Below are 26,866 nucleotides of genomic sequence, written 5' to 3'. Positions count from 1 at the left end.
CTCCCATGAGCCAGATCCTGATCAACGACTACCTCAAGCAGCTCGACCTCATCAAGCGGGCCAGCGGCAGCCAGCGCGAGACCATCGTGCGCGAGGCGTTCAAGGACCTGCTCAAGGCTTGGGGCCGCCAGCACGATCTGATCTTCCTGGCCGAGTACCCGCTAAAGACCGCCACCAAAACCAACATCGCCGTCGATGGCGCGCTCTTGCACGAGCTGCGAATGCCGCTGGGCTACTGGGAGGCCAAGGACGCCGCCGACGATCTGGACGAAGAGATCACCAAGAAGTTCAAGAAGGGCTATCCGCAGGACAACATCATCTTCAGCGACGACCGCACCGCCGTGCTCATCCAGCACAAGGAAGAGGTGCTGCGATGCGACATGGCCGACACCGTCCAGCTGGAGAAGCTGCTCAAGCTGTTCTTCGGCTTCGAGCGCAAGGAGATCGCCGATTTCCGCGCCGCGGTGGAGCAGTTCAAGGCAGACCTGCCCACCGTGCTGCAAGCGTTGCGCACCATGATCGACAAGCAGGAGACCGGCAATGCCGACTTCCGCGCGGCGCAGGCCAGGTTTCTCACCCACGCGCAGGAGGCCATCAACCCGGCGCTGGGCGAGGCCGACGTGCGCGAGATGCTGATCCAGCACATCCTGACCGAGGAAATCTTTGCCAACGTCTTCAATGAGAGCGACTTTCACCAGCACAACAACGTCGCCCGCGAGCTGTACGCGCTGGAAGGCGCCTTTTTCACGGGCGCGCTGAAGAAGAACACGCTCAAGGGCCTGGAAACGTACTACGCAGCCATCCGCGCCGCCGCCGCGCAGATCAGCAGCCACGGCGAGAAGCAGACCTTTTTGAAGGTGATCTACGAGAACTTCTACAAGGTCTACAACACCAAAGCCGCCGACCGCCTGGGCGTGGTCTACACGCCCAACGAGATCGTGCGCTTCATGATCGACGGCGCCGACTGGCTCTGTGAAACCCACTTCGGCAAGAACCTGATCGACCGCGACGTGGACATCCTTGACCCGGCCACGGGCACTGGCACCTATATCTGCGAGCTGCTGGAGCACTTCCGCGGCCAGCCCAAAAAGCTGGAGCACAAGTACCGCCACGAGCTGCACGCCAACGAGGTCGCCATCCTGCCGTACTACGTGGCCAACCTGAATATCGAATCGACCTACGCGGCCATCACCGGCCAGTACGCCGAATTTCCCAACCTGTGCTTCGTGGACACGCTGGACAACGTGGGCCTGCACACCGCCGCCAAAGGCACCACGGCCGAGCTGTTTGGCAGCGTCAGCGAGGAAAACGTCGCCCGCATCAGGCGCCAGAACAGCCGCAAGATCAGCGTCGTGATCGGCAACCCGCCCTACAACGCGAACCAGGCCAACGAGAACGACAACAACAAGAACCGCGAGTACCCGCAGATCGACCAGCGCATCAAGGCCACCTACATCGCCGAGAGCACCGCGCAGAAGACCAAGCTCTACGACATGTACGCGCGCTTCTTCCGCTGGGCCAGCGACCGCTTGAATGAGAACGGCGTGCTGGCCTTCGTGACCAACCGTAGCTTCATCGAGAGCCGCACCTTCGACGGCTTCCGCAAGACCGTGGCGCAGGAGTTTGCCGACATCTACGTGGTGGACCTGGGCGGCGACGTGCGCGCCAATCCCAAGCTCAGCGGCACCAGGCACAATGTCTTCGGCATCCAGACCGGCGTGGCGATCAGCTTCATGGTGAAGAAAGTCAGCGCCACCCGCGACAAGCGCCTCGCTCGCGTGCACTACGTGCGCCGGCCCGAGATGGAAACCGCCGAGGAAAAGCTCAGCTTCCTCGCCAGCCACCCGATGCGCGCCCTCGATTTCGACGAGGTACAGCCGGACAAGATGCACAACTGGGTGAACCTGACCAGCAACGACTTCCAGACGCTGATGCCGCTGGCGAGCAAGGCGACGAAAGCGGCGACGACGGCGGGGAAGGAGCGGGCAATTTTCAAGCAGCTTTCGCTTGGCGTCGTGACGAATCGTGACGAATGGGTTTACGACGAGTCCCGCGATGTTCTTCAAGCGAAAGTGCAGCACTTTGTTGACACCTACGAGAGTGAGCGCCTACGGTGGAGCTCTACGAAGAGGCCAGCTAAAACGGGTGAGTTTGTGTCCCGGGAAATCAAGTGGACATCCGAGCTCGAAGCGCACCTCGTGCGCGGAACCGCGCTTGCCATGGACCCGGTGCGAGTCCGGTCGGCCATGTACCGCCCTTTTTTCCGCCGCTGGACTTACTACTCCGACGTCATCACGCACCGGCTTTACCAGCAAGACTCCATTTTCCCTGTCGAGGGTGAGTGGGATAACAGGGCCATTGTCTATACCCAGCCCGGCTCGCAAAAGCCGTTCATGGCGTCTGCCGTTTCCAGCTTGCCGGACCTGCACTTTGTCGGTGCAGCGGCCGGAACCGAGTGTTTGCCGTTTTGGCGTTATGAGTCGGGCGAGCGAGTCGACAACATCACCGACTGGGCTCTCAAGCAGTTCACTGCGCACTACAAACCCCCCGTTCGCCCTGAGCCTCTCGAAGGGCTGGCAGAGCCTTCAGCGGGCTCAGCCCGAGCGGTGACGGGAACGGCGAAGGGCGTTGGAACGGGCGCCGGCAAGCCGAAAAAGATCACCAAGGAAGCCATCTTCCACTACTGTTACGCCGTGCTGCACGACCCCGTGTACCGCGAGAAATACGCGCAGAACCTCAAGCGCGAATTCCCGCGCATCCCGCTCTACGGCACGTCGCCGGCTGACTTCTGGCACTGGGCCGCTTGGGGCGAGGCCCTGATGGCGCTGCACATCGGCTATGAAGCCGTCGCGCCGTTCCCGCTGGCGCGCACCGACACCCCCGACGAAAAGGCCCGCGCCGCCGGCCTGCCCCCCAAAGCGATCCTGCGCGCCGACCCGGCCGCCGGTTGCATCACGCTGGATACTGAGACTACCCTGCGCGGCATCCCGCCCGAGGCCTGGACCTACAAGCTCGGCAACCGTTGCGCGCTGGACTGGGTGCTCGACCAGTACAAGGAAAAGAAACCCAAGGACCCCACCATCCGCGAGAAGTTCGACACCTACCGCTTCGCCGACTACAAGGAAAAGGTCATCGACCTGCTGGCCTGCGTCACGACCGTGAGCGTGGAAACGGTGCGCATCGTGGCGGCGATGAAGGCCGCGGGGCGCTGAGGCCGACTGGACGGGCGCGCCTCGGGACAATTCAGGTGAATAATCGGCAGTTTTCCGTCGGTGAATGGTTGTAGCTAGCTATAAATTTGGAAGCAAGGTGGTTCGAGGTGATCGATCAAATTCAACTCAAGAATGTGAAAGCTTGGCGTGAGAGTGGCGCTGTGACGCTGGCCCCGGTCACGATGCTGCTGGGCACCAACTCGTCAGGCAAGTCCACTTTGCTGCAGAGCCTGTTGCTGCTAAAGCAGACAGTGGCTTCGCCCGACAGGACCATTCACCTGAATCTTGGCGGAGACGAAGCCCATGACTTCTTCAACTTCGGTGATTTCGACAATGTGTTGACGCACGGCGCCAACGCACCGCGCCAGTTTGAGTTGGCTTTCAACTTCCGTCGACCCGGTGACGAACGAGTTCAAGAAGGTCAATTTGCCTGCAGTTATGGACAAACATCCAGCGGGGCCGTTGCTATTCAGGAGTTAACCCTTTCTACCGTTGCACGTCGTTTCCGGGCGATCCGCCGTGACAAAGGTGCGTATTCCCTGATGGTCGACGACGAAGCGCAACCGCGTGCAAAAGGACGCCTTTTGGCTCCGGAAAGATCAATCGCATTGCCGGCGGAGGCCATCGCCCTGCTTGGGGCTGACGGCGCACACTTGCAGGATTTGAGTTTGGCGATTCGTCGCGAGCTAGAGGCCATCGTTTATCTCGGGCCCTTGCGCCGTAAACCTGAGCGGGACTATGTGTGGAACAAATCCAAGCCGGGAGAGGTGGGTAGCGACGGTCACAAGGTGATGGAAGCCTTGCTGGCTAGCGCCCTGCTAAAGGCCGAGGATCAAGGCGAGACGCTTGATGGCGTTTCTCGCTGGTTGAAAAAAATGGGAGTTGCCGAAAAAATCGAAGTCCGGCAAGTGGGTCGCTCTAGCCGCTACGAGTTGGTCATCCACAAGGACGGTGTTGCGGCCAACTTACGGGATGTGGGCATCGGTATTTCTCAGGTATTGCCCGTACTGACCGTCGCTTACTTCGTCCCACGCGGTAGCACGGTATTGCTGGAGGAGCCCGAAATCCATTTGCATCCGCTGGCGCAGTCGGTCCTAGCTGAGATGTTTGTGGAAGTTAGCAAACAACGCGACGTGCAGTTTATTGTTGAAACGCACTCCGAGCATCTGTTCCGGCGCATGCAAACATTAATTGCTCGGCGCAAGACCAACACGCAAAAATGTCGAATGCTGTTCGTTGAGCGGCAAGGTGCCGACGCGGTCTTGCGTCTACTTGACGTTGACGAGTTTGGGACTGTCAAGAATTGGCCGCCAAACTTCTTTGGCGACAGCGTCGGCGAGGCGCGCGAGCAGGCGAAGGCCCGCGCACAGCGCATGCATGAGGTTGCGAATGGCTGAATCGCGAGTGGTGGACACCAATGTGTTGATCGTGGCCAGCGCGGCGGACGATGGATCTCCGTTTCGGCCCGGATCGACGCCTGTACAAGAGGAGGCATTGCGCAAAAGGGTCTTGGAGTGGATGCAGGAATTTGAACAAGATCCAGAGCGGCACGCTGTGCTGGACTGGGATTGGCGTATATGTGGCGAATACCTGAACAAGTTGACTGAGCAGGACTATGGGTGGCTTGCGCTGATGCGGAAAAAGGACAAAAACGAGGTCATTTGGGTTGGGTTGGAACTGGATGTTGATGGTCATGCCGTGCTTGTGCCCTCCCTGGCCGACAGCGTGACCGATCTGGCGGATCGGAAAATGGTGTCCGCTGGTCTTGCTGCAATCAGCGAAGGCCACGTCTGCAAGTTGACGAATGCCTGCGACACTGACTGGCTGGACTGTAAGGCGCCACTGGCGGCGGCGGGGCTGGAGGTAGAGCATTTGCTGGAAGACTGGCTCCGCGCAAAATGGCAAGAAAAACACAATAAATAGCCATGACCGCCTTCTTTCGCTTTCCCCACACACCGCACATCGCTTGGCTGGCTCCGGGGGTTCCGCGCGATGACAAGGTGCTGTCACCCGCCGATGCGGCTGAGGTACTTGCGGGCGAGGTGGTGGTTGAGGAAAAGCTGGATGGCGCGAGCCTGGGTTTTTCTGTCTCGCCGGAAGGGCAGGTGCGGCCGCAAAACAGGGGCCAGTACCTGGCGCCGCCGTTTCACGGACAGTTCGCACGGCTGGGGCCGTGGCTGGCGGCGCATGAAGACCGCCTTTTCGATGCGCTGGGCACGCACCTGATGGCGTTTGGCGAATGGTGCGCGGCGCGTCATTCGCTGGACTACGCGACGCTCCCTGACTGGTGGCTGCTGTTTGACATCTATGACCGCACGGAAGGCCGCTTCTGGAGCACGGTGCGGCGCGATGCATGGGCCAGGTTGCACGGACTGACCGTTGTTCCGCGCCTGCATTCCGGGCGGGTTGGCATGGCGCAGTTACGTCAATGGATTTCGAACGACCAGAGCCGTTTTCGGCCTGGCGCCCTGGAGGGGCTTGTGATTCGCCGGGAAAACGTCGACTGGTTGGAAGCGCGCGCCAAACTGGTTCGACCAGACTTCACTCAAGCGATTGATTCCCACTGGCGCAACCGCCCGCTGGAGTGGAATCAATTGGATCGAAAGGTGTCAATCAAATGGGGCCTACCAGTTGCTTGATGGGCCGAAGTGGGAAGGCCCGATCGTGCAACATCGGCGATAGGTTCGAAAGGTTCTTTGGCCACGGTCCTCTTGGTGCCAGGCGCTGATGGCGCTGCACATCGGCTATGAAGCCGTGGCGCCGGTCTTGCTCGCGCGCACCGACACTCCCGAAGCCAAAGCCCGCGCCGCCGGACTGTCCCCCAAAGCCATCCTGCGCGCCGACCCGGCCGCCGGTTGCATCACGCTCGATAGCGAAACCACCCTGCGCGGCATCCCGCCCGAGGCCTGGACCTACAGACTCGGCAACCGCTGCGCGCTGGACTGGGTGCTTGACCATTACAAGGAAAAGAAGCCCAAGGACCCCACCATTCGCGAGAAGTTTGACACCTACCGCTTTGCCGACCACAAGGAAAAAGTCATCGATCTGCTGGCACGCGTGACCACGGTGAGCGTGGAAACGGTGCGCAGCGTGACGGCGATGAAGGCAGCGGGGCGCTGAGGGCCGCTGGGGGCCTGAGACGGCCCGTTTGGGCTGAATTTCAAGGGAAAATAGCCTCATCCCGTCGTGGAATGGTCATAAATTGCTATGGTTTGTGAAGCGTCGATTCAGGGTAAGCCGGTGCAGGAAGCGCGACGCACCGATGGCACCAGTCGGGCGCGAAGGTCCTGCCTCGCTGCCGTCGTGGGCTTTGGTGGCGGGGATGCCTGAAATTTGACGGATGTCAGATTCGGGCGCTCAATGCGACGGCGGCGGTCCGATTGCAGGCCGTTGCTTCAACAGGAGAATGCGATGGCTCAGACAATGCTTCAGTACGTTTTCGCACCCACACCGGGTGCCGACCTTCCAGCCCTTCTGGGGTTGATCAAGGAGTCCGCCGACCTGTGGCGAAAGCACGGGGCGCAGGTCAGCGTCTGGTCGGTTCAGGTGGGCGAGGTTGGCAACATGGTCTTTGCCTGCCGGTTCGATTCCTCGGCCCAACTGGGAGCGACGCTGGATGCCGTCAATGCCGACCCGGCCTTTGCCGCCTGGCGAGTGAAAAACATCAAGGCGGGACTTGCGTCCTGGGTTCGGAGCAACCAGGCCTACGAGATTCCCATCTGATGCACCCGCTGTAAATTTTCTTGAGACGGCTTCATCACACGCTGGCTCACACGTTCGTTGCGTACCGTCTGAGCGTGGAAACGGTGCGCATCGTGGCGGCGATGAAGGCGGTGGGGCGCTGAGGCCGGCTGGGGGTCGTGGTAGGCCCGTTGGGGCTTGATTTCAAGAGGCGAAATATGCTGTGTACGGCCGGTTTTTCATGCCGGGCGGACTATATTGCGGGTGAACGAAAACCGGAGCCTTGAAATGCGATCAGTTTTGCGAGCCCTGACCGTACTGGTGCTGACCCTGCTGCTCATGGGGTCGGCCTGGTCCCAGGCCACGCCGTCAGCGAAACCCGCCAATGCCGAGCCATCGAGCGATGCGGCCACGCTGGTCATGTTCAACCGGCCCGTGGTGGTGTTTCGATCCAGTCTGCTGGGGGCACCGCCCAAGGCGCGTGTCGACAGGGCGCGTTTTTCGATCAATGAAGCGCTGAACCAGGGTGGCAAGCTCGCCGTGTCCGTCAAGAACAACCCGGAGGGGCAGTTGTTGATGATCGATGAGCGGCTGGCTTTCGTGGTGACGGCCGGCGACGTCGATCCCTTGCGGCAGGACGATGTGAAGGCAACGGCCAGCCAGGCTGCGCGTCAGCTGGAACTGATCATTGCCGAAAATCGCGAAGCGCGGGATCTGCACCTGCTGCTCACGGCGCTGGGTATCTCGGCCATCGCGACATTCGTCTTTGGGCTGATGGTCTGGCTGGTTGTGCGTTTGCGCGTCTGGCTGGACAAGCTCCTGGTTTCGAGCGTGGAGACGCGGGTCAGGAATCTCAAGATCGGCGGCACCCAGATCATCGAGGGGCATCAACTCGTGCCATTTCTTCAGCGTGTGCTGAAGGCGCTGCGCGGGCTGGTGATCCTGCTGTTGACCTATGAATGGGCGAGCTTCCTGCTTTCGCGTTTTCCCTACACCCGAGCCTGGGGTGAGCGGCTGAACGACTACCTGCTGAACGTCATCGGGGTGATCCTGCACAGCATGCTGGAGGCCGTTCCAGGTCTGGGCATTGCGCTGGCGATCTTCATGCTGGCGCGCGTCTTCATCGGGTTTCTGGGCCGCTTCTTCGAGCGCATGGTCCGCGCCGGCACGTCGATCAGCTGGCTGAGCCGCGAGACCATGCCCACCACACGGCGCCTGTTCAGCATCGGCATCTGGCTGTTTGCCATCGCCATGGCCTACCCCTATCTCCCGGGCGCCGAGACGGACGCCTTCAAGGGGCTGTCCGTGCTGCTGGGCGTCATGGTGTCGCTCGGCGCGTCCAGCATCGTGGGTCAGGGCGCGGCCGGACTGATCCTGACCTACACGAGCACGATCCGGCAGGGCGAGTACGTGCGCATTGGCGAGCACGAAGGCACCGTGGTCAAGATGGGCATGTTCACCACCACCATTCGCACCGGGCTGGGCGAGGAGCTGACGCTGCCCAATTCGATGATCACCGGCACGGTGACCAAGAACTATTCGCGCTCCGTGCAAGGCGACGGCTACGTCGTCGATACCACGGTCACCATCGGCTACGACACGCCCTGGCGCCAGGTGGAGGCGATGCTGGTCGAGGCGGCGAAGCGGACCCCCGGCATCCTTCAGTCTCCTGCGCCGACGGTTTTTCAGGTGGCCCTGTCCGACTATTACCCGGAGTACCGTCTGGTCGCGCAGGCCGTGCCCAGCCGGCCGCGTCCCCGCGCGGAAGTAATGAGCATGCTTCACGCCAACATCCAGGATGTCTTCAACGAGTACGGTGTGCAGATCATGTCGCCGCACTACATGGGCGATCCCCACGACGCGAAAGTGGTCAAGCCCGAGGACTGGTTTCCGGCGCCGGTGAAAAGGGATTCGTGAATTTCTGGCCATTCCCCAGCGTGAGAGGGTCGTTTCCTGCTACTGATTCAGGAGTTTCCTCGCGTTGCCGTGGTGCGCCCAGGAGACACGACTTCGCGTAATCCACCCTTGCCCGGATGGAAAGGCCTTGCTATATTGGTTCGCATATGCACAACGGTTCCTACGTGGAGCCCTTCAGGAGACATTGCATGAATCAACCTCCCAGCCCGGTGTCGCGCCGCACCGCCCTTGTCGGAGCGGGCACCGTCGGTGCCCTTGCTGCGGCCGCCAGCCTGTTGCCTGGGGTGCGTGAAGCCACGCCGGCGACCGCCGCGCTTCCCAAAGCGCCCCCCAACGGTGGGGGCTACAGTCTGTCCGATCACGTCCGTCAGTATTACCAGACCGCCCGCATCTAGGCCCGTCGGCCAGGAGTTGTCCATGTTGTTGACCAGAAAGTCCGGCACTTTGCCCGGTGGCACCCCGTCATCGCCCTTTGTGCACAGTCTTCGCCGCGGCCTCTCCGCGGCCTTGCCCACCATGGACCGCCGCAGTTTTCTGCGCCGCTCCGGGCTCGGCGTCGGGGTGGGCCTCGCGGCCGGCCAGCTCAGCCTGGTGCGCAAGGCGGACGCGGCCAGCGCCACTGCGGTGGGCACCGGCAAGGTCGAGGTGCGGCGCACGGTCTGCACCCATTGCTCGGTCGGCTGCGCGGTCGATGCGGTCGTGGAGAACGGTGTCTGGGTGCGCCAGAACCCGGTGTTCGACTCCCCCATCAACATGGGCGGCCTGTGCGCCAAGGGGGCGTCGTTGCGCGAGCACGGCCACGGCGAATACCGCCTGCGCTACCCGATGAAGCTGGTGAACGGCAAGTACCAGCGCATCAGCTGGGATGTCGCGCTCAACGAGATCACCGCGAAGATGATGGAGCTGCGCAAGGCCAGCGGGCCTGACAGCGTCTACTTCGTCGGATCGTCCAAGCACAGCAACGAGCAGGCTTACCTGCTTCGCAAGTTCGTGAGCTTCTGGGGCTCGAACAATTGCGACCACCAGGCGCGCATCTGCCACTCCACCACGGTGGCCGGCGTGGCCAACACCTGGGGTTATGGTGCGATGACCAACTCGTACAACGACATGCAGAACAGCAAGGTCGCCCTGTACATCGGTTCGAACGCCGCCGAGGCGCATCCGGTCAGCATGGTGCACATGCTGCACGCCAAGGAGACCGGCTGCAAGATGATCGTGGTGGACCCGCGCTTCACGCGCACCGCAGCCAAGGCCGACGAGTACGTGCGCATCCGCTCGGGCTCCGACATTCCCTTCCTGTTCGGCCTGCTGTATCACGTCTTCAACAACGGCTGGGAAGACAAGAAATACATCCATGACCGGGTCTACGGCATGGACGCGGTGAAGGCCGAGGTGATGGCCAAGTGGACGCCGGACAAGGTCGAGGAGGCCTGCGGCGTCAAGGAAGCGCAAATGCTGAAGGTCGCCACGATGCTGCACGAGAACAGCCCCGGCACCATCGTCTGGTGCATGGGCCAGACGCAGCACACCACCGGCAACGCGATGGTGCGCGCCTCGTGCATCCTGCAACTGGCGCTGGGCAACGTCGGCAAGAGCGGCGGCGGCACCAACATCTTCCGCGGCCATGACAACGTGCAGGGCGCCACCGACGTCGGCCCCAACCCGGATTCGCTGCCGGGCTACTACGGCATTGTCGAGGGCGCGTGGAAGCACTTCGCCAAGGCCTGGGGTGTCGATTTCGAGTGGATCAAGAAGCAGTTCGCGTCGCCCGCGATGATGTCCAAGCCGGGCATCACGGTGTCGCGCTGGATCGACGGCGTTCTCGAGAAGAACGACCTCATCGACCAGGACTCCAACCTGCGCGGCATCTTCTACTGGGGCCATGCGCCCAATTCGCAGACCCGCGGCCTGGAGATGAAGCGCGCCATGGACAAGCTGGATCTGCTGGTCGTGGTGGACCCGTACCCGTCGGCCACTGCCGCGATGGCGGCCATGCCGGGCAAGCCCGAGGACCTGAATCCCAACCGCGCGGTGTACCTGCTGCCGGCGGCGACCCAGTTCGAGACCACGGGTTCCGCGACCGCATCGAACCGGTCGCTGCAGTGGCGCGAGAAGGTCATCGAGCCGCTGTGGGACAGCCGCAGCGATCACATGATCATGTACCAGTTTGCCGAGAAGCTGGGCTTCGGCAAGGAGCTGGTCAAGAACTACAAGATGCAGAAGGTCAAGGGCCTGGATGAGCCGGTGCCCGAAGAGATCCTGCGCGAGATCAACCGCTCCGTCTGGACCATCGGCTACACCGGCCAGAGCCCCGAGCGGCTGAAGGCCCACATGCGCAACATGAATGTCTTCGACGTGAAGACGCTCAAGGCCAAGGGCGGCAAGGACAAGGAAACCGGCTACGACTTCACGGGCGACTACTTCGGCCTGCCATGGCCGTGTTACGGCACGGCGGAGCTCAAGCATCCGGGCTCGCCCAATCTGTACGACACCTCCAAACACGTGATGGACGGCGGCGGCAACTTCCGGGCGAACTTCGGTGTCGAGCGCGAAGGCGTGAGCCTGCTGGCTGAAGACGGCTCCTGCTCGCTGGGTGCCGACATCACCACCGGGTACCCGGAATTCGATCACATCCTGCTCAAGAAGCTGGGCTGGTGGAACGATCTGACCGATGCGGAAAAGGCAGCCGCCGAGGGCAAGAACTGGAAGACCGACATGTCCGGCGGCATCCAGCGCGTGGTGATGAAGGTCCACGGCTGCCATCCCTTCGGCAATGCCAAGGCGCGCGCCGTGGTCTGGAACTTCCCCGACCAGATTCCCCAGCACCGCGAGCCCCTGTATGGCACCCGGCCCGACCTGGCGGCCAAGTACCCGGCCGCGGCCGACAGGAAGGCGTTCTGGCGGCTGCCGACCCTGTTCAAGAGCCTGCAGGACAAGAACCTTGCGGACAAGCTGTACGAGAAATTCCCGCTGATCATGACCTCGGGGCGCCTGGTCGAGTACGAGGGCGGTGGCGAGGAAACCCGTTCCAACCCCTGGCTGGCCGAGTTGCAGCAGGAGATGTTCGTCGAGATCAACCCGAAGGTCGCTGCCGACCGTGGTGTTGTCAATGGCGGCCGGGTCTGGGTCACCACGCCCACCGGCGGCCGGCTGAACGTGCAGGCCCTGGTGACCGAGCGCGTCGGCCCCGACACCGTGTTCCTGCCCTTCCACTTCTCGGGACACTGGCAGGGCGCAGACCTGCTGGCCTACTACCCGGCCGGCGCGCACCCCATCGTGCGTGGCGAGGCGGTCAACACCGGCACCACCTACGGCTACGACGCCGTGACGATGATGCAGGAAACCAAGACGACGATCTGCAATATCGAGAAGGCATGAGGGGAACACGATGGCAAGAATGAAATTCATCTGTGACTCGCAGCGCTGCATCGAATGCAACGGTTGCGTCACGGCCTGCAAGAACGAGAACGAGGTTCCCTGGGGCGTCAATCGCCGCCGGGTGGTGACGCTTAACGACGGCCAGCCGGGGGAAAAATCGATCTCCGTGGCCTGCATGCACTGCTCCGATGCGCCCTGCATGGCGGTGTGCCCGGTCAACTGCTTCTACCGCACCGACGAAGGTGTCGTGCTGCACGACAAGGATGTCTGCATCGGCTGCGGCTACTGCTCCTATGCCTGCCCATTCGGCGCGCCCCAGTTCCCGTCGCAGGGCACGTTCGGCGTGCGGGGCAAAATGGACAAGTGCACCTTCTGCGCCGGCGGTCCGGAGGCCAATGGATCCGAGGCGCAGTTCGAGAAATACGGACGCAACCGCCTCGCCGAGGGCAAGCTGCCGATCTGCGCTGAGATGTGCTCCACCAAGGCCTTGCTGGCCGGTGACGGTGACGTGCTGGCCGACATCCTGCGCACCCGGGTCGTCCAGCGCGGCAAGGGCGCGGAAGTCTGGGGCTGGGGCACCGCCTACGGTTCCAAGGCCGGGGGCAAGGACGCAGGAGGCAAATCATGAAGGCGCTGTTTCTGGTTCTTTCGGCCGCTCTTCTGCTGGCCGCGTGCGGCGACAAGCCCCAGTCTCTCGGCGAAGGCCGCAAGAGCGTGGCGCCCTGGGCTGGCACCGGAGTGGCCGCGTTCACCGCGCCGGGCTGGAAAGTGGGCGACAAGACCAGCTGGGAAGGCGAGATGCGCGCCCGCACCCAGTATGGCCAGAATGAATACACGCGCGTCGGCAACTGAACCCGGGAGACGATCATGATCCGACCCCTGATTGCCGCCGCACTGCTGGTGCTGGGCCTGGGTGCGCAGGCCCAGGGCAGCCCCGCCGCGCTGCAGCCTGCGGCGGCAGCGCCCGCGGCCGCGGCCGAAGCCGGCGTGAAGAGCGCCAATGTGTTCGAGTTGGCGCCCGATGCCAGCACCGATCCGAATTACGTGAAGCAGAACAACGGCGAGCGCGCCCAGGTGCAGCCCGGCAACAACGCACCGATGTGGCGCCAGGTGGGCAGCGGCGTCACCGGCTACAGCAGCCTGCCCAAGAGCGAGGCGCCCGAGGCGGGCAACCTGATCCAGCCCTTTGTCCAGTACCCTGGCTCGCGCTTGACCAACGCCGGTGAGGCCTGGCGGCAGGTCCGCAACGGCTGGATCATTCCTTATGGTGGTGCCTTGCTGCTGATCGTGCTGGGTGGCCTGGCGCTGGCCTACTGGCGCGCCGGAACCATCAAGCTCAAGGGTGCGCCCACCGGACGCAAGCTGGAGCGCTTCACCCCGTTCGAGCGCTCGGCCCACTGGGCCAATGCCATTGCCTTCTCGATGTTGGCGATTTCCGGTCTGGTCATGGCGTTCGGCCAGTATGTGCTGCTGCCGCTCTTCGGCCACACGCTGTTCGGCTGGCTGGCCTATGCCCTGAAGAATGTGCACAATTTTGCGGGCCCGGTGTTCGCGGTCTCGCTGGTGGTGGTGATCGTGACCTTCGTGCGCGACAACCTGCCGGCCAAGGGTGACCTGACCTGGTTGCTCAAGGGCGGCGGCATGCTGTCCGGGCACGAGATCAAGTCGGGCCGTTTCAATGCCGGCGAAAAAGTGGTGTTCTGGGCCGGCGTGTTCGTGCTGGGCCTGGTGGGCGTGGCGTCGGGCCTGGTGCTCGACAAGCTGATTCCCGGCCTGGTCTACGAGCGCCAGACCATGCAGATCGCGCACATGGTGCACTCCGTTTCGAACATCCTGATGATGGTGATCTTCATGGGGCACATCTACCTGGGCTGGATCACCGAGGGCGCGATGGAAGGCATGAAGACCGGCTACGTGGACGAGACCTGGGCCAGGGAGCACCACGAGGGCTGGCTTGAAGACATCCAGGCGGGGCGCGTTCCGGCGCAACGCTCACAACAGACGGTCGCTGCCCCGACCGTCCAGGTTTGAACCCACACGGGAGTCCGACATGAAGTCCCTGATCATTCTGGCCGCCGCCGGCTTGCTGGCCACCGCGGCCCTGGCCAAGCTACCCCCTCCCACCGACGAGGCCAAGGCCAAGGCGGCCGAAGCCGCGGCCAAGACCGCCTGGAGCGGCAAGGTGGATGCCTGGCAGCTGTGCAAGTCGCAGGACCGCGTGGCGGCCTACTACTACAAGACGGCCAAGGCCGAGGGCAAGCCCACGGCAGCCGCCGCCGAAATGCCTGCGTGCGTCGATCCGGGCCCGTTTGTCTATCCGCCGCCCGCGGCTCCTGGGGTGGCTGCAGCCGCTGCGGCAGCACCGGCTCCCGCGCAGGCGGCCAAGAAACCCTGATTCCCTCGATGTCTGTCACACCGGAGGCCCGTGGGGCGGGCCCCACCGGCACCTTGTCATGCCCCCTTTTGTTGACCACGGCGCCGTGCTGCCGCGTCTGAGTCGCGCCCAGGCGCCCCTGACCCGGGAGGTCCTCGCGGTCAATGAGTTTGGCGAAACCGAGCGCCTGTCCATTCCGGCCGAGCGTGCGCTGACCGTCTACGTGGACAAGCGTGAGCTCGTCACCCTCATGACGCTGGGCGCGCACCCCGAACTGCTGGTGCTGGGCTACCTTCGCAACCAGCGCCTGCTGACGTCGCCTTTTGAAGTCGAATCCATTACCGTGGACTGGGACGTCGGCGCGGCCGCCGTCAAGACCCACCGCGGCATCGACCGGATCGAAGAGAAGACCGCCAGGCGAGTGGTCACCACCGGCTGCGGGCAGGGCAGTGTGTTCGGTGAACTGATGGACGAGATCGACGGGATCGAACTGCCCGCCGCCACGCTGAGCCAGGCCCAGCTGTATGGCATCGTCAACGCGATCCGGCTGCAGGAGTCCACCTACAAGTCGGCCGGCTCGGTGCATGGCTGCGCGCTGTTTCGCGGCGAGGAGATGCTGGTCTTCGTGGAAGACGTGGGCCGGCACAACGCCATCGACACCATAGCGGGCTGGATGTGGATGAGGCAGGAGGCCCCCACGGGGGCCACTGGGTGTGCGGCGCTGCCCCACGAGGGGGTTCTCGCGCCGTCGGGCGACCCTGCGGCGCCCGACGGCTTGTCCGAAATGGCCCTGTCCGGCGCCGACAAGGTGTTCTACACCACGGGCCGGCTGACCAGCGAGATGGTGATCAAGTCCGCGCAGATGGGCGTGCCGATCGTGGTCTCGCGCAGCGGCATCACGCAGATGGGCCACGAGGTGGCCCAGCGCCTGGGCCTGTGCGCCATCGGCCGGGCCACGAACCGGCGCTTCGTCTGCTACGCGGGCGCCGAGCGCCTGCAGCTGCAGCCGGAGCTGGCCGGCCCGCGCCTGCGCGCAGCGGCCTGAACAGCACGCCACGCTCGCCACTGCGGCCGCTTCGGCACCAGCCGATCGTGCAGGTGCTTCGCTGGACGTGCTGGCGCCAGAGGCGCGGCACCCAGCGCTGAAGGGGCCGCAGCCGGCTGGGGGTGGCCCGGCGTCGGCTGGGCGCTTTTGCAGGGGGAGTGCCGGGTCGCCCCATGGGTGCACTCGACATGCGCTAAGGTAGCGCCCATGAACACCCTGCACCGACCCTCGATCTGGGCCCTGAGCTGGCGCAGCCTGTGGCGCGACCTGCGCGCGGGCGACCTGCGCCTGCTGATCGTCGCGGTGGCGCTGGCGGTGGCCGCGCTGACGGCGGTGGGCTTTTTTGCCGACCGGATCAAGGGCGGGCTGCAGCGCGATGCGCGCCAGCTTCTCGGTGGCGACGCGGTGGTGTCCAGCGACAACCCGCCGGCCGCCGCGTTCCAGGAAAAGGCGCGCGCGCTCGGCCTGAGCACGGCCGAGACGGTGGGTTTTCCAACCATGGGGCGGGCGACCGACGTGCAAGGCGGCGCCAGCAAGCTCGTCGCCCTCAAGGCCGTGCCGCCCGGCTATCCGCTGCGGGGCCAGCTGACGGTGGGCCAGCAGCCTGGCGATGCGGGGAGGACCACGCGAGAGATTCCCGCGCCGGGTGAGGCCTGGGTCGATGCGCCGCTGCTGGACGCGCTGAACCTGAAGATGGGGGATGCGCTGCTGCTGGGTGATGCCAGCCTGCGCATCGCACGCCTGATCGTCAACGAGCCCGACCGTGGGGCCGGCTTCATGAACTTCGCGCCGCGGGTGATGATCAATGCGCGCGACGTCGCGGCCACCGGTCTGGTGCAGCCCGCGAGCCGGGTCACCTACCGCGTGGCGGTGGCCGGCGACGACCGGCGGGTGCGCGAGTTCGTGGCCTGGGCCACCGAACAGGTCAAGCAGGGCGAGGTGCGCGGCGTGCGTGTCGAGTCGCTGGAGAGCGGGCGCCCCGAGATGCGCCAGACGCTGGACCGCGCCGAGAAGTTCCTGAACCTGGTGGCCTTGCTGGCCGCCCTGCTCAGCGCCGTGGCGGTGGCGCTGGCCGCGCGGGGCTTCGCGGCCGGACACCTGGACGACTGCGCCATGCTGCGCGTCCTGGGCCAGAGCCAGCGCACGATCGCCCTGAGCTACACGCTGGAGTTCGCCCTGGTCGGGCTGGCCGCGAGCCTGCTGGGCGTGGCGATCGGCTTTGGCGTGCACCATGTGTTCGTGGTCTTGCTGGCGGGCCTGGTGGACAGCGCCTTGCCCGCGCCCAGCCTGTGGCCGGCCGCGTTCGGCCTGGGCATCGGGCTGACGCTGCTGGTGGCCTTCGGCTTGCCGCCGGTGCTGCAGCTGGCCAAGGTGCCGCCCCTGCGCGTGATCCGGCGTGATCTCGGCGGCCTGAAGCCGGCCTCGCTGGCGGTGCTGGGTCTGGGTGTGGCAGGCTTTGCCGCGCTGCTGCTGGCCGTCAGCTCCGACCTGACCCTGGGCCTGATTGCCGTGGGCGGCTTTGCGGGTGCCGTGGCGCTGTTTGCGGCGCTGAGCTGGCTGGCCGTCAAGCTGCTGCGCGCCAGCGTCAACGAGGCCACCGCGCCGCGCTGGCTGGTGCTGGCCACGCGCCAGATCGCCGCCCGGCCGGGTTACACCGTGGTGCAGGTCAGTGCGCTGGCTGTGGGGCTGCTGGCGCTGGTGCTGCTGGTGCTGCTGCGCACCGACCTGGTCGCCAGCTGGCGGCGCACCACGCCGCCCGATGCGTCGAACCGCTTCGTCATCAACGTCATGCCCGAGCAGGCCGATGCCTTCCAGAAGGCGCTGCGCGAGGCGGGCGTGCGCAAGTACGACTGGTACCCGATGATCCGCGGGCGGCTGGTGGCCGTGAACGGCCGCGCCGTCACGCCCGACGACTTCACCGATGACCGCGCCAAGCGCCTGGTGGACCGCGAGTTCAACCTGTCCAACGCTTCCACCCGCCCTGCGCACAACGAGGTGGTCGCCGGGCGCTGGACCGACGGCGAGGCCGGCGCGGTCAGCGTCGAGGAGGGCATCGCCAAGACGCTGAACCTCAAGCTCGGCGACAGCCTGCGCTTCGACATCGGCGGCGTGCCCACCGACGCCCGCATCACCAGCCTGCGCAAGGTGGACTGGGGCTCGATGCGCGCCAACTTCTTCGTGATGTACCCGGTGGCCACCCTGGCGGACGTGCCCGCCACCTACATGGCCTCGTTCCGCGCGCCCGAGGCGGCGGGTTTCGACAACCGCCTGGTGCGCGCCTTTCCCAACATCACCAGCGTGGACATGAGCAGCACCATCAACCAGGTGCAGCGCGTGCTGGACCAGGTGATCCGCGCGGTGGAGTTCCTGTTCGGCTTTGCGCTGCTGGCCGGGCTGATCGTGCTGTTTGCCGCCGTCACGGCCACCCGCGAGGAGCGGGCGCGCGAGTTCGCGATCATGCGCGCCGTGGGCGCGCGCGCCAGCCTGCTGCGCCAGGTGCAGCGCGCGGAGCTGGCCGGCGTCGGCCTGCTGGCCGGCTTCCTGGCCAGCACGGTGGCCGTGGGGGTGGGCTGGGCGCTCGCGCACTACGTGTTCGAGTTCGAGTGGACCGCCACGCCGCTGGTGCCGCTGCTGGGTTCGCTGGCCGGGGCGCTGCTGGCGCTGGCGGCCGGCTGGTGGGGCTTGCGCGACGTGCTGCGCCGCCCGGTGGTGGAGACGCTGCGGCGTGCGGCCGAGTAGCGATCGCAAGGTGCCGGGAGATCAGCGCCCGGAATGCTCCTGAGTTGATAGCTGACTACGACCATTCGACGCTGGGAAGAGGCCAAAATAACAATGGAAACCGAAGAAAACACCCCTGCGCAGACCCCCTTCGAGTGGATCGGCGGCGAAGCGCGTGTGCAAGCCTTGGTCGAACGCTTCTACGACCTGATGGACCTGGAGCCGGCGTACCGCGAATTGCGCGCCGCCCATGGTTCGGACCTGGCCAGTGCGCGCGACAAACTGTTCTGGTTTCTCTGCGGCTGGCTGGGCGGGCCGTCGTACTACACCGACCAGTTCGGCCACCCGCGCTTGAAGATGCGGCACATGCCGTTTTCCATTGGCATCGTGGAGCGCGACCAGTGGCTGGCCTGCATGGACCAGGCCATGGGCGAGACCGGTGTGCCCGACGATCTGCGCGAACGCCTGCGCGGCAGCTTTTTCCAGACGGCGGACTGGATGCGCAACCGGGGTGGGTAGGGCGACGGTGAAATTGGAGTCCAACGCTAATTTCTCCTAATTTCTCCATGTTTCATTCGCTACACCGCCGTACCGGCTTGAATTGTCCTCTTGTTCACCAGCAAATCTCCTTAAAACAACTGCAGATTTTTGGCGCCGCTGCGCAGAATCGTGTACCCTACTTCAGTTAAGGAAACCAGAGGTGGATCAAATGGTACAGGGGATCAGGAGCATCGCAGCTATGGCAGTAATGCTTATTAGTTTAGGCGTGCAAGCTCAGCAGAGTGCGCTGCTCGAAGCGTGCAACGCTATTGATGACAAAGAAAAGAGGCTTGCCTGCCTCAAAGAACTCACCAACTTAAATGCCACCAGAGCCAATGATGCGACTTCGATTAAGCGGGTTAAGGCGGGCTTTTCGGCAATTGCTGGCGCCGTAAATTCTGGATTATCTTATGAAAATTATAAATCAATGATCCTCGAACCGGCGAGAGAGTTGGGAATTTTTAGGCAGGAGAATCCAAACACAAAAACTGCGGCACTGGCGTTGCTTGAAAAATCGGTAGCCGCATACAACGATGCAGAAAGACTGTGGAGGGCATACATTTACAAAAGCCAAGATGGTGGTATTCTATTTGGCCGGATATTGAATTATCAGTTGCTCGGATTGACTGACATAATAAATACGTACAATCTTCCGACGACAGTTGTGTTGTTCAATCCGCATGTCCAAATTAGTACGGCATTACCTATAATTTGGCAATATGCTGAAAATTCGGCAAAGGAAGCTTTTGACATCATTGAAGGAAAAGAAAAGATAAAGAGCATTCCAGAGACCTATAATGGGCCGGTCGCACAAATTGCTCAGGTACGAGATTCGACTCCGGAGGAAATTCTAGTTGAAAATCTTGCCCGCGAAATGCAATGTAATACTCACCCAGTCGCTGCAAAAACTGCTGCGAAGGACGATTACACCGAATACTCTGTATATTGTTCTAAAGGGCATTCGCAACTATTCCATTGCAATAATGGAAGCTGTAAGCCATTAAAAAAATAGGTTTTTCTCTGCGGCTGGCTCGGCGGGCCGTCGTACTACACCGACCGCTTCGGCCACCCCCGGCTCAAGATGCGGCACATGCCGTTTTCCATCGGCATCCTGGAGCGCGACCAGTGGCTGGCCTGCATGGACCAGGCCATGGGCGAGACCGGTGTGCCCGATGATCTGCGCGAGCGCCTGCGCGGCAGCTTCTTCCAGACGGCGGACTGGATGCGCAACCGCGGCGGCTGACGCGGCTGGTGTTGGAGCTATCGAAAACGATAGCAATATATGACCGCTCGACGCTGGCTATTGCCGGTTTTTGTTCAACATTGCATTACCGGAGGCTTGCAGCAGCACCAGCAGCGCCCCGGCGCCGCCTTCGGCCGGCTTGGCCTGCACGAAGGCCAGCACCTCGGTCTTCTGGATCAGCCAGCCTTGCACCCTTGATTTCAGCACCGGTGCCTTGCCCGGTGAGCCCAGGCCCTTGCCATGCACCACGCGCACGCAGCGCAGACCTACCTTGACCGCCTCGCGGATGAAGGTGGCCAGCGCTTCGCGCGCGTCGTCGGTGCGCAGGCCGTGCAGGTCCAGCTCGCGCTGAATGCTCCATTCGCCACGGCGCAGGCGGCGGGTGACGTCCGGGCCGATCCCGGGGCGGCGAAAACTCAGTTGCTCGTCGGCTTCCAGCAATGTGCCGACGTCGAACTCGTCGCTGATGGCTTCGCGCAGCACGGCCTGGTCGTCGCGCTGCTGCTGCACCGCCACCGGCGCGGGCGGCGGCAGCTTCAGCTGTGCCTTGCGCGCATCCGGCAGCGCCTTCACCGCGCCCACCGCGCGGGTGAAAAGGTCGCGCTCGGCCTGCAGGCGTCGCTCGGCCTCACGTCGGGCGGCGTCCTGAGCCGCCGCCTGCGCCTGGGCCTCGGCCAGATGGCGCTGCATCGGTTGCAGGTCTTTCAGGGAGGTGAGTTTCATTGGGGCTTTCAGATCAGGCCGCGCTCGGCCATCGACAGGGCCTGCCCGGGTGCCACGATCACGTGATCGAGCACGCGCACGTCCACCAGCGCCAGGGCGGCCTTCAGCGTCTGGGTCAGCGCCTCGTCGGCGCGGCTCGGCGACACGGTGCCGCTGGGGTGGTTGTGCGCCAGCACCACGGCGGCGGCATGGTGGTGCAGGGCGCGCAGCACCACCTCGCGCGGGTAGACGCTGGTCTGGGTGAGGGTGCCGCGAAACAGTTCTTCCAGGGCGATCAGGCGGTTCTGGCTGTCCAGGAACAGCACCGCAAAGATTTCGTGCTGACGGCGCGCCAGGTGCAGCTGCAGGTAGTGCTTGACGGCATCGGGCGTGCTGAACACCTCGCGCTCGCGTAGCTGCTCGGCCATCGCGCGGCGCGCCAGCTCCAGCACCGCCACCAGCTCGGCGCGCTTGGCCGGGCCCAGGCCCTTGATGCGGTTCAGGTCTTCGGCGCTGGCGTGCAGCAGGCCGGCGATGCCGCCAAACCCTTCGGGTGGCGCGGCCAGCAATTCGGCGGCGAGCTGGAGAACGCCCTTGCCCGCCATGCCCGTGCGCAGCAGCAGCGCCAGCAGCTCGGCGTCGCTGAGCGCGCCGGGGCCGCGGGCCAGCAGCTTCTCGCGCGGCTGCGCGTCGGTGGGAAGGTCTTTGAGTGCCATGGGCGGCCCGGGCGTGGCCGGGTTTCTACAATGGAGGCCAGTTTATCGGGACTTCCATGGCAACTGTTCAACCGGGTTCTTTCCTGACCCTGCATTACCGCCTCGCCGGTCCGGCGGGCGACATCATCAACACCTTCGACGGCAAGCCGGCCACCCTGTCGCTGGGCTCGGGCGAACTGTCGCCGGCGGTCGAGCAGCGGCTGATCGGGCTGGACGAGGGCGTGCGCTCCACCTTCGAGCTGGCGCCGGGCGAGGCCTTTGGCGAGCGCAAGGCGGACATGGTGCAGTGGGTGGCGCGCAAGCTGCTCGATGCGCTGGGCGATCCGCAGGAGCAGTACGCCGTAGGCGAAGTCGTGCAGTTCCCTACGCCCGATGGCCAGGGCCAGTACGCCGGCGCGGTGCGCCAGGTGGGCGACGACGGCTCGGTGCTGTTCGACTTCAACCACCCGCTGGCCAGCCAGCCGGTGACCTTCGAAGTGCTCGTGATCGGGGTGCTGTGATGACAGCGGGATCGGAAATCCTTTTAGCGGAGCCCAGGGGTTTTTGCGCGGGCGTGGACCGAGCCATCGAAATCGTCGAGCGTGCGCTGGCCAAGTTCGGCCGGCCGATCTACGTGCGCCACGAGATCGTGCACAACACCTATGTCGTCAACGAGCTCAAGGGCAAGGGCGCGATCTTCATCGAGGAACTGGACGAGGTGCCGCCCGGCGCCACGCTGGTGTTCAGCGCGCACGGCGTGAGCCAGGCGGTACAGGCCGAGGCGGCGACGCGCGGCTTCCGGGTGTTCGACGCCACCTGCCCGCTGGTGACCAAGGTGCATGTCGAAGTCGCCAAGCTGCACAAGGAAGGCTTTGAATTCATCATGATCGGCCACAAGGGCCATCCCGAGGTGGAAGGCACCATGGGCCAGCTGGAGAGCGGCATCCACCTGGTGGAAGACGTGGCCGACGTGGCGCGCATCGAGCCCACGCAGACGCAGAAGCTGGCCGTCGTGACGCAGACCACGCTGAGTGTGGACGATGCGGCTGACATCGCCGCGGCGGTCAAGGCCCGGTTTCCGTTGGTGCGGGAACCCAAGCAGCAGGACATCTGTTACGCCACCCAGAACCGCCAGGATGCGGTCAAGCTGATGAGCCCCCAGGTGGACATCGTGATCGTGGTCGGCAGCCCGACCAGTTCCAACAGCAACCGCCTGCGTGAAGTGGCACACAAGCTGGGCACCGAGAGCTACATGGTCGACAGCGCTGACGAGCTGTTGCCAGCCTGGTTTGAAGGCAAGCAGCGCGTGGGCCTGACGGCCGGTGCCTCGGCGCCCGACATCCTGGTGCAGCAGGTCATCGAGCGCATCAAGGCGCTGGGCGCGGTGTCGGTGCGCAAGATGCAGGGCATCGAGGAGACCGTGAAGTTCCCGCTGCCCAAGGGCCTGCGGCTGGACGGACCCAACGCGACCCAGCCGGAGCACCTGCGGTGAATCGCTCTGAAATCGAGAGCGCCTCAAGACGCATTGGCGCTGGGAAAAAGGCATTTTTGCGTCAAACCCCGCTCTGGAAGCTGCCGGGCAGCGCCCTGGGCATCCACTGCGCCGAAGTCTGGCTGAAACTGGAGCACCTGCAGGTCGGCGGCAGCTTCAAGGCGCGGGGCATGCTCAATCGCCTGCTGGCCAACCCCATGCCGGACAGCGGCGTGATCGTGGCCTCCGGCGGCAACGCCGGCATCGCCACGGCGGCAGCGGCCCGATCACTCGGGGTGGCTTGCGAGGTGTTCGTGCCCGAGGTCTCGCCCGAGGCCAAGCGCGCGCGCCTGCGCGACCTGGGCGCGACGGTGGTGGTGACCGGCGCCAGTTATGCCGAAGCCTTCGAGGCCTGCGTGGCCCGGCAGCAGCAGACCGGCGCCCTGATGACCCATGCCTACGACCAGCCCGAGGTGGTGGCGGGGGCGGGCACCCTGGCACAGGAGATCGAGGCGCAGGGCGGCCGCGCGCCGGATTCGGCGCTGGTCAGCGTCGGCGGCGGCGGCCTGATCGGCGGCGTGGCGGCCTGGTTCGAGCAGCGATGCCGCGTCGTGGCGCTGGAGCCCGAAGGCGCGCCGACACTGTTCCGCGCCCGCGAGGCGGGGCAGCCGGTGGACGTGGCGGTGGGCGGCATCGCGGCCGATTCGCTGGGGGCGCGGCGCATCGGCGACATTGCCTGGGCCGTGACGCAGCAGCACGTAAAGGATGCACTGCTGCTGCCCGACGACGCCATTGCGGCGGCGCAGCATTGGCTCTGGAAGGAAATGAAGCTCGCAGTGGAGCCAGCCGCCGCGCTGGGGCTGGCGGCGCTGCAGACCGGCGCCTACCGGCCGCGTGCGGACGAAACGGTGGCGCTGATTCTCTGTGGCGCGAACCTGGATCCGGCGAAGCTGGCCTGAGCCCGAGCGGCTCGAAGCCGGTCCGATGGGGCTGGTCCACTAAAATTGGCGGATGCTAGACATCCTCTCCCTCCGTAAAGACCTCGACGCCGTCGTTGCACGCCTTCAACAGCGCAAAAACCCCCAGCCCTACCTCGATGTGGCCGCCTTCACGGCGCTGGAGAACGAGCGCAAGACGCTGCAGACCCGCACCGAAGATCTGCAAAGCCAGCGCAACAGCCTGAGCAAACAGATCGGTGGCCTCAAGGCCAAAGGCGAGAGCGTGGACGCCGTGATGGCGCAGGTGGCCGCGATCAAGGCCGAGCTCGATGGCTCCGCCGCGCGGCTCGAAGTCATCCAGAGCGAACTTGGCTCCTTGCTGCTGGGCGTGCCCAACCTGCCCCACGAGAGCGTGCCGGTGGGCGCCGACGAGTCGGGCAATGTGGAGGTCCGCAAGTGGAGCCCGGCCGGTGGCCTGGGCGGCAGCCCGGCACCGCTGGGCTTTCCGGCCCGCGACCATGTGGACCTGGGCGAAACCATCGGTCTGGACTTCGACACCGGCGTGAAACTGTCCGGCGCGCGCTTCACCTTCATGCGCGGCCCGATCGCACGCCTGCACCGGGCGCTGGCGCAGTTCATGCTGGACGTGCAGACGCAGGAGCACGGCTACACCGAGTGCTACACGCCCTATATCGTCAATGCCGACACCCTGCGTGGCACCGGGCAGCTGCCGAAGTTCGAGGAAGACCTGTTCGCGGTCAAGAAGGGTGGGCAGGAGGGCGAGGGCGAGACCCTGTACCTGATTCCCACCTCCGAAGTCACCATGACCAACCTGGTGCGCGATACCGTGGTGGCCGCCTCCGAGCTTCCCATCAAGCTGACCGCCCACACGCCGTGCTTCCGCTCCGAGGCCGGCAGCGCCGGGCGCGACACGCGCGGCATGATCCGCCAGCACCAGTTCGACAAGGTCGAGATGGTGCAGATCGTGCATCCGGATCAGAGCTATGAGGCGCTGGAGCAGATGACCGGCCACGCCGAGGCGATCCTGCGCAAGCTGGGCCTCCCGTACCGCGTCGTCTCACTGTGCACCGGGGACATGGGTTTTGGCGCATCCAAGACCTATGACCTTGAAGTCTGGCTGCCCGCGCAGAACACCTACCGCGAGATCAGTTCGGTGTCGAACTGCGAAGCCTTCCAGGCCCGCCGCCTGCAGGCCCGCTTCAAGAACGCCCAGGGCAAGAACGAGCTGGTGCACACCCTGAACGGCTCTGGGCTGGCCGTGGGCCGCACCCTGGTGGCGGTGCTGGAAAATGGCCAGAACGCCGACGGATCCATCACCGTTCCGGCCGTCCTGAGGCCCTATATGGGCGGTCTGGACACCCTGCGACCCTGATAGAATCGGCGCTTCGCCCAGTCGAAGCAATTTCAGGAGAGATGGCAGAGTGGTCGAATGTACCTGACTCGAAATCAGGCGTACCGCAAGGTACCGTGGGTTCGAATCCCACTCTCTCCGCCAAAGATGTGTTTTTGACTGTTCAGCACCGTCCTAGAAACATCCCTGAAAGCCCCGTCCCACGGGGCTTTTTTGTTTTCTAACGTCCAACGAGGGGTATTGCAAGCCGACGCCTGCTGGGGGTATCTTTGGGGGCATGGGGGTATTCAATTGGGGGTATCGCCGAAACTGAAGCCTTTGGAGCCCGCCATGCCACTGACCGACACCGCCATCAAGAAGGCCAAACCGGGGGGCAAGCCCGTCAAGCTGAGCGACGGGAAGGGTTTGTATCTGCTCGTCAGCCCGGCCGGCTCGAAGCTGTGGCGCTGGAAGTACCGGGTGCTCGGCAAGGAAAAGGTCATGGCGCTGGGCGCCTACCCAGATGTATCCCTGGCCCAGGCCCGCGAGGGTCTGGACAAGGCCCGCAAAGTACTGGCTGCCGGTAGCGACCCGATGGTCGTCAGGAAGGCCGACAAGGCGGCAACCCGGGCCGCCGCTGAAAACTCGTTCGAGTCCGTGGCCCGGATGTGGTGGGCGCATTGGAAGCCTGCTCGCAGCGAACAACATGCCGGGCAGGTGATTCGGCGCTTTGAAGCCGATGTCTTCCCGCACATCGGCGCGCGCCCGGTGGCAGAGATCCAGGCCCCGGAACTGGTCGCCATGGTCAAGGCCATCGCGGGACGGGGTGTCAATGATCTGGCCAAGCGGGCCCTGCAGACCTCTGGCCAGGTGTTTCGCTATGCCATCGCCCATGGGTTGGCCCAGCGAAACCCGGCAGCCGACATCAGGCCCAGCGATCTGTTGGCATCACGCCAGAAGCAGAACATGGCCAGGATCGACGGCAAGGAACTGCCGGAGTTGATGCGCCGCATCGACGCCTATCAAGGTACGCCGGTCACGCGGTTGGCCATGAAACTGATGGCACTGACCTTTGTCCGCACCTCAGAACTGATTGGCGCGCGGTGGGAAGAATTCGATCTTGACGGCATGCGTTGGGATATACCGGCCAGCCGCATGAAGATGAAGACCCCCCACATTGTGCCGTTGTCCACCCAGGCCGCGAGCGTACTCAGGACCCTGCATCTGGTAACCGGCCACAGCCCCATGCTGTTTCCAGGGGAGCGGGATCACGAAAAGCCCATGAGCAACAACACGATCCTGAAAGCCCTTGAACGCATGGGCTACAAAGGCCGTATGACGGGGCACGGATTCCGGGGCGTCGCATCGACGCTGCTCCACGAAATGGGTTTTGACCACGCCCACATTGAGCTACAGCTTGCACATCAGGAACGCGATGAGGTGAGCGCGGCGTACAACCATGCCACTTATCTCAAGCAGCGGGCCAAAATGATGCAGGATTGGGGGGACTACCTGGAGACTTGCACGTCGGGGAAGATACTATCGTTCCAGCGCAGAATCGCTTGACCTCTGCGACCGAAACGCAGCGGAAGTGGGTACTC

At 64.3% G+C, this 26,866-nt stretch carries 23 protein-coding genes, 1 tRNA gene and 2 pseudogenes; 24 read left to right on the top strand and 2 right to left on the bottom strand.

Translation table 11 applies throughout. The annotated features are described in order from the left end of the window. The first annotated feature begins 5 nt into the window (after window positions 1–5). From ACMUOY_RS12100 to ACMUOY_RS12015, 18 genes and pseudogenes are all read left to right on the top strand, one after another. Entirely contained in the window at window positions 6–3,212 is a 3,207-nt protein-coding gene (locus ACMUOY_RS12100; RefSeq protein WP_413892979.1) for a type ISP restriction/modification enzyme, read from the top strand. Window positions 3,213–3,319: 107 nt separating this feature from the next. Continuing rightward, window positions 3,320–4,609 carry an AAA family ATPase gene (locus ACMUOY_RS12095; protein WP_413892978.1) on the top strand — a complete coding sequence of 430 codons (1,290 nt, stop codon included), beginning with the start codon at window positions 3,320–3,322 and terminating at the stop codon, window positions 4,607–4,609. After that, the gene (locus ACMUOY_RS12090; protein WP_413892977.1) at window positions 4,602–5,135 is read left to right on the top strand and encodes a hypothetical protein; all 534 of its coding nucleotides are present in this window, start codon (window positions 4,602–4,604) and stop codon (window positions 5,133–5,135) included. The genes ACMUOY_RS12095 and ACMUOY_RS12090 overlap by 8 nt, the downstream gene beginning before the upstream one ends. 2 nt (window positions 5,136–5,137) lie before the next feature. Continuing rightward, window positions 5,138–5,851, top strand: a complete 714-nt coding sequence (locus ACMUOY_RS12085; RefSeq protein ID WP_413892976.1) for an RNA ligase family protein — start codon at window positions 5,138–5,140, stop codon at window positions 5,849–5,851. Window positions 5,852–5,933: 82 nt separating this feature from the next. Next, a pseudogene (locus tag ACMUOY_RS12080) lies at window positions 5,934–6,332 on the top strand (type ISP restriction/modification enzyme); the annotation flags it as partial. A gap of 291 nt (window positions 6,333–6,623) precedes the next feature. Then, a complete protein-coding gene (locus ACMUOY_RS12075; RefSeq protein ID WP_413892975.1) occupies window positions 6,624–6,935 on the top strand; it encodes a hypothetical protein in 312 nt (103 codons plus the stop codon). A 246-nt stretch (window positions 6,936–7,181) separates the two neighbouring features. Next, window positions 7,182–8,810, top strand: a complete 1,629-nt coding sequence (locus ACMUOY_RS12070) for a mechanosensitive ion channel family protein (protein WP_413892974.1) — start codon at window positions 7,182–7,184, stop codon at window positions 8,808–8,810. Between the two features lie 188 nt (window positions 8,811–8,998). Next, window positions 8,999–9,205: a formate dehydrogenase gene (locus ACMUOY_RS12065; RefSeq protein WP_413892973.1), complete on the top strand. Its 207-nt coding sequence runs from the start codon at window positions 8,999–9,001 to the stop codon at window positions 9,203–9,205. Between the two features lie 22 nt (window positions 9,206–9,227). Continuing rightward, a complete protein-coding gene (locus tag ACMUOY_RS12060; RefSeq protein ID WP_413892972.1) occupies window positions 9,228–12,188 on the top strand; it encodes a formate dehydrogenase subunit alpha in 2,961 nt (986 codons plus the stop codon). A gap of 10 nt (window positions 12,189–12,198) precedes the next feature. Next, window positions 12,199–12,816, top strand: a complete 618-nt coding sequence (gene fdh3B / locus ACMUOY_RS12055) for a formate dehydrogenase FDH3 subunit beta (protein WP_413892971.1) — start codon at window positions 12,199–12,201, stop codon at window positions 12,814–12,816. Then, the gene (locus ACMUOY_RS12050; protein ID WP_413892970.1) at window positions 12,813–13,040 is read left to right on the top strand and encodes a hypothetical protein; all 228 of its coding nucleotides are present in this window, start codon (window positions 12,813–12,815) and stop codon (window positions 13,038–13,040) included. Before fdh3B ends, ACMUOY_RS12050 begins: the two co-directional genes overlap by 4 nt. 15 nt (window positions 13,041–13,055) lie before the next feature. Next, entirely contained in the window at window positions 13,056–14,219 is a 1,164-nt protein-coding gene (locus ACMUOY_RS12045) for a formate dehydrogenase subunit gamma (RefSeq protein ID WP_413892969.1), read from the top strand. A 19-nt stretch (window positions 14,220–14,238) separates the two neighbouring features. Continuing rightward, window positions 14,239–14,583, top strand: a complete 345-nt coding sequence (locus ACMUOY_RS12040; RefSeq protein ID WP_413892968.1) for a hypothetical protein — start codon at window positions 14,239–14,241, stop codon at window positions 14,581–14,583. A 58-nt stretch (window positions 14,584–14,641) separates the two neighbouring features. Then, window positions 14,642–15,607: a formate dehydrogenase accessory sulfurtransferase FdhD gene (locus ACMUOY_RS12035; protein ID WP_413892967.1), complete on the top strand. Its 966-nt coding sequence runs from the start codon at window positions 14,642–14,644 to the stop codon at window positions 15,605–15,607. Window positions 15,608–15,814: 207 nt separating this feature from the next. Next, window positions 15,815–18,346 (top strand): ABC transporter permease, encoded by a 2,532-nt coding sequence (locus ACMUOY_RS12030; RefSeq protein WP_413892966.1) that lies wholly within the window; start codon window positions 15,815–15,817, stop codon window positions 18,344–18,346. A 93-nt stretch (window positions 18,347–18,439) separates the two neighbouring features. Continuing rightward, window positions 18,440–18,844, top strand: a complete 405-nt coding sequence (locus ACMUOY_RS12025) for a group II truncated hemoglobin (RefSeq protein WP_413892965.1) — start codon at window positions 18,440–18,442, stop codon at window positions 18,842–18,844. 220 nt (window positions 18,845–19,064) lie between these two features. Beyond that, a complete protein-coding gene (locus tag ACMUOY_RS12020) occupies window positions 19,065–19,877 on the top strand; it encodes a hypothetical protein (RefSeq protein WP_413892964.1) in 813 nt (270 codons plus the stop codon). 3 nt (window positions 19,878–19,880) lie between these two features. Continuing rightward, window positions 19,881–20,108: pseudogene (locus tag ACMUOY_RS12015) on the top strand (globin); the annotation flags it as partial. A gap of 57 nt (window positions 20,109–20,165) precedes the next feature. On the opposite strand, the gene ACMUOY_RS12010 reads toward ACMUOY_RS12015, so the two are convergent. Then, window positions 20,166–20,831 carry a Smr/MutS family protein gene (locus tag ACMUOY_RS12010; protein WP_413892963.1) on the bottom strand — a complete coding sequence of 222 codons (666 nt, stop codon included), beginning with the start codon at window positions 20,829–20,831 and terminating at the stop codon, window positions 20,166–20,168. Window positions 20,832–20,839: 8 nt separating this feature from the next. After that, complete coding sequence (gene radC / locus ACMUOY_RS12005) at window positions 20,840–21,526, bottom strand: RadC family protein (protein ID WP_413892962.1); 687 nt, start codon at window positions 21,524–21,526, stop codon at window positions 20,840–20,842. A gap of 56 nt (window positions 21,527–21,582) precedes the next feature. Between radC and ACMUOY_RS12000 the strand changes: the two genes are divergently transcribed. The 6 genes from ACMUOY_RS12000 to ACMUOY_RS11975 all read left to right on the top strand — a co-directional run bounded on the left by ACMUOY_RS12000 (window position 21,583) and on the right by ACMUOY_RS11975 (window position 26,831). Next, window positions 21,583–22,026 (top strand): FKBP-type peptidyl-prolyl cis-trans isomerase, encoded by a 444-nt coding sequence (locus ACMUOY_RS12000; RefSeq protein WP_413892961.1) that lies wholly within the window; start codon window positions 21,583–21,585, stop codon window positions 22,024–22,026. Continuing rightward, a complete protein-coding gene (gene ispH / locus ACMUOY_RS11995) occupies window positions 22,026–22,997 on the top strand; it encodes a 4-hydroxy-3-methylbut-2-enyl diphosphate reductase (RefSeq protein WP_413892960.1) in 972 nt (323 codons plus the stop codon). The genes ACMUOY_RS12000 and ispH overlap by 1 nt, the downstream gene beginning before the upstream one ends. Then, on the top strand, window positions 22,994–23,935 hold the full coding sequence (locus ACMUOY_RS11990; protein WP_413892959.1) for a threonine/serine dehydratase: 942 nt from the start codon (window positions 22,994–22,996) through the stop codon (window positions 23,933–23,935). The genes ispH and ACMUOY_RS11990 overlap by 4 nt, the downstream gene beginning before the upstream one ends. Window positions 23,936–23,987: 52 nt before the next feature. Beyond that, on the top strand, window positions 23,988–25,307 hold the full coding sequence (serS, locus tag ACMUOY_RS11985) for a serine--tRNA ligase (protein WP_413892958.1): 1,320 nt from the start codon (window positions 23,988–23,990) through the stop codon (window positions 25,305–25,307). A 35-nt stretch (window positions 25,308–25,342) separates the two neighbouring features. Then, window positions 25,343–25,430 (top strand) — tRNA-Ser (locus tag ACMUOY_RS11980). A 186-nt stretch (window positions 25,431–25,616) separates the two neighbouring features. Then, the gene (locus ACMUOY_RS11975) at window positions 25,617–26,831 is read left to right on the top strand and encodes a tyrosine-type recombinase/integrase (protein ID WP_413892957.1); all 1,215 of its coding nucleotides are present in this window, start codon (window positions 25,617–25,619) and stop codon (window positions 26,829–26,831) included. Window positions 26,832–26,866 lie beyond the last annotated feature (35 nt).

The sequence above is a fragment of the Candidatus Skiveiella danica genome (assembly GCF_022705245.1).
Taxonomy (GTDB): domain Bacteria; phylum Pseudomonadota; class Gammaproteobacteria; order Burkholderiales; family Burkholderiaceae_C; genus Skiveiella; species Skiveiella danica.
The sequence above is the reverse complement of the archived record's forward strand: the minus strand, read 5'-3'. Positions and strand labels throughout refer to the sequence as shown.

What these genes read in the sequence shown, in the direction of transcription:
- ACMUOY_RS12100 (WP_413892979.1), top strand. Translation starts at nt 6, where the DNA reads ATGAGCCAGATCCTGATCAACGACTACCTCAAGCAGCTCGACCTCATC.
- ACMUOY_RS12090 (WP_413892977.1), top strand. Translation starts at nt 4,602, where the DNA reads ATGGCTGAATCGCGAGTGGTGGACACCAATGTGTTGATCGTGGCCAGC.
- ACMUOY_RS12085 (WP_413892976.1), top strand. Translation starts at nt 5,138, where the DNA reads ATGACCGCCTTCTTTCGCTTTCCCCACACACCGCACATCGCTTGGCTG.
- ACMUOY_RS12075 (WP_413892975.1), top strand. Translation starts at nt 6,624, where the DNA reads ATGGCTCAGACAATGCTTCAGTACGTTTTCGCACCCACACCGGGTGCC.
- ACMUOY_RS12070 (WP_413892974.1), top strand. Translation starts at nt 7,182, where the DNA reads ATGCGATCAGTTTTGCGAGCCCTGACCGTACTGGTGCTGACCCTGCTG.
- ACMUOY_RS12065 (WP_413892973.1), top strand. Translation starts at nt 8,999, where the DNA reads ATGAATCAACCTCCCAGCCCGGTGTCGCGCCGCACCGCCCTTGTCGGA.
- ACMUOY_RS12060 (WP_413892972.1), top strand. Translation starts at nt 9,228, where the DNA reads ATGTTGTTGACCAGAAAGTCCGGCACTTTGCCCGGTGGCACCCCGTCA.
- fdh3B (WP_413892971.1), top strand. Translation starts at nt 12,199, where the DNA reads ATGGCAAGAATGAAATTCATCTGTGACTCGCAGCGCTGCATCGAATGC.
- ACMUOY_RS12050 (WP_413892970.1), top strand. Translation starts at nt 12,813, where the DNA reads ATGAAGGCGCTGTTTCTGGTTCTTTCGGCCGCTCTTCTGCTGGCCGCG.
- ACMUOY_RS12045 (WP_413892969.1), top strand. Translation starts at nt 13,056, where the DNA reads ATGATCCGACCCCTGATTGCCGCCGCACTGCTGGTGCTGGGCCTGGGT.
- ACMUOY_RS12040 (WP_413892968.1), top strand. Translation starts at nt 14,239, where the DNA reads ATGAAGTCCCTGATCATTCTGGCCGCCGCCGGCTTGCTGGCCACCGCG.
- ACMUOY_RS12035 (WP_413892967.1), top strand. Translation starts at nt 14,642, where the DNA reads ATGCCCCCTTTTGTTGACCACGGCGCCGTGCTGCCGCGTCTGAGTCGC.
- ACMUOY_RS12030 (WP_413892966.1), top strand. Translation starts at nt 15,815, where the DNA reads ATGAACACCCTGCACCGACCCTCGATCTGGGCCCTGAGCTGGCGCAGC.
- ACMUOY_RS12025 (WP_413892965.1), top strand. Translation starts at nt 18,440, where the DNA reads ATGGAAACCGAAGAAAACACCCCTGCGCAGACCCCCTTCGAGTGGATC.
- ACMUOY_RS12020 (WP_413892964.1), top strand. Translation starts at nt 19,065, where the DNA reads ATGGCAGTAATGCTTATTAGTTTAGGCGTGCAAGCTCAGCAGAGTGCG.
- ACMUOY_RS12010 (WP_413892963.1), bottom strand. Translation starts at nt 20,831, where the DNA reads ATGAAACTCACCTCCCTGAAAGACCTGCAACCGATGCAGCGCCATCTG.
- radC (WP_413892962.1), bottom strand. Translation starts at nt 21,526, where the DNA reads ATGGCACTCAAAGACCTTCCCACCGACGCGCAGCCGCGCGAGAAGCTG.
- ACMUOY_RS12000 (WP_413892961.1), top strand. Translation starts at nt 21,583, where the DNA reads ATGGCAACTGTTCAACCGGGTTCTTTCCTGACCCTGCATTACCGCCTC.
- ispH (WP_413892960.1), top strand. Translation starts at nt 22,026, where the DNA reads ATGACAGCGGGATCGGAAATCCTTTTAGCGGAGCCCAGGGGTTTTTGC.
- serS (WP_413892958.1), top strand. Translation starts at nt 23,988, where the DNA reads ATGCTAGACATCCTCTCCCTCCGTAAAGACCTCGACGCCGTCGTTGCA.
- ACMUOY_RS11975 (WP_413892957.1), top strand. Translation starts at nt 25,617, where the DNA reads ATGCCACTGACCGACACCGCCATCAAGAAGGCCAAACCGGGGGGCAAG.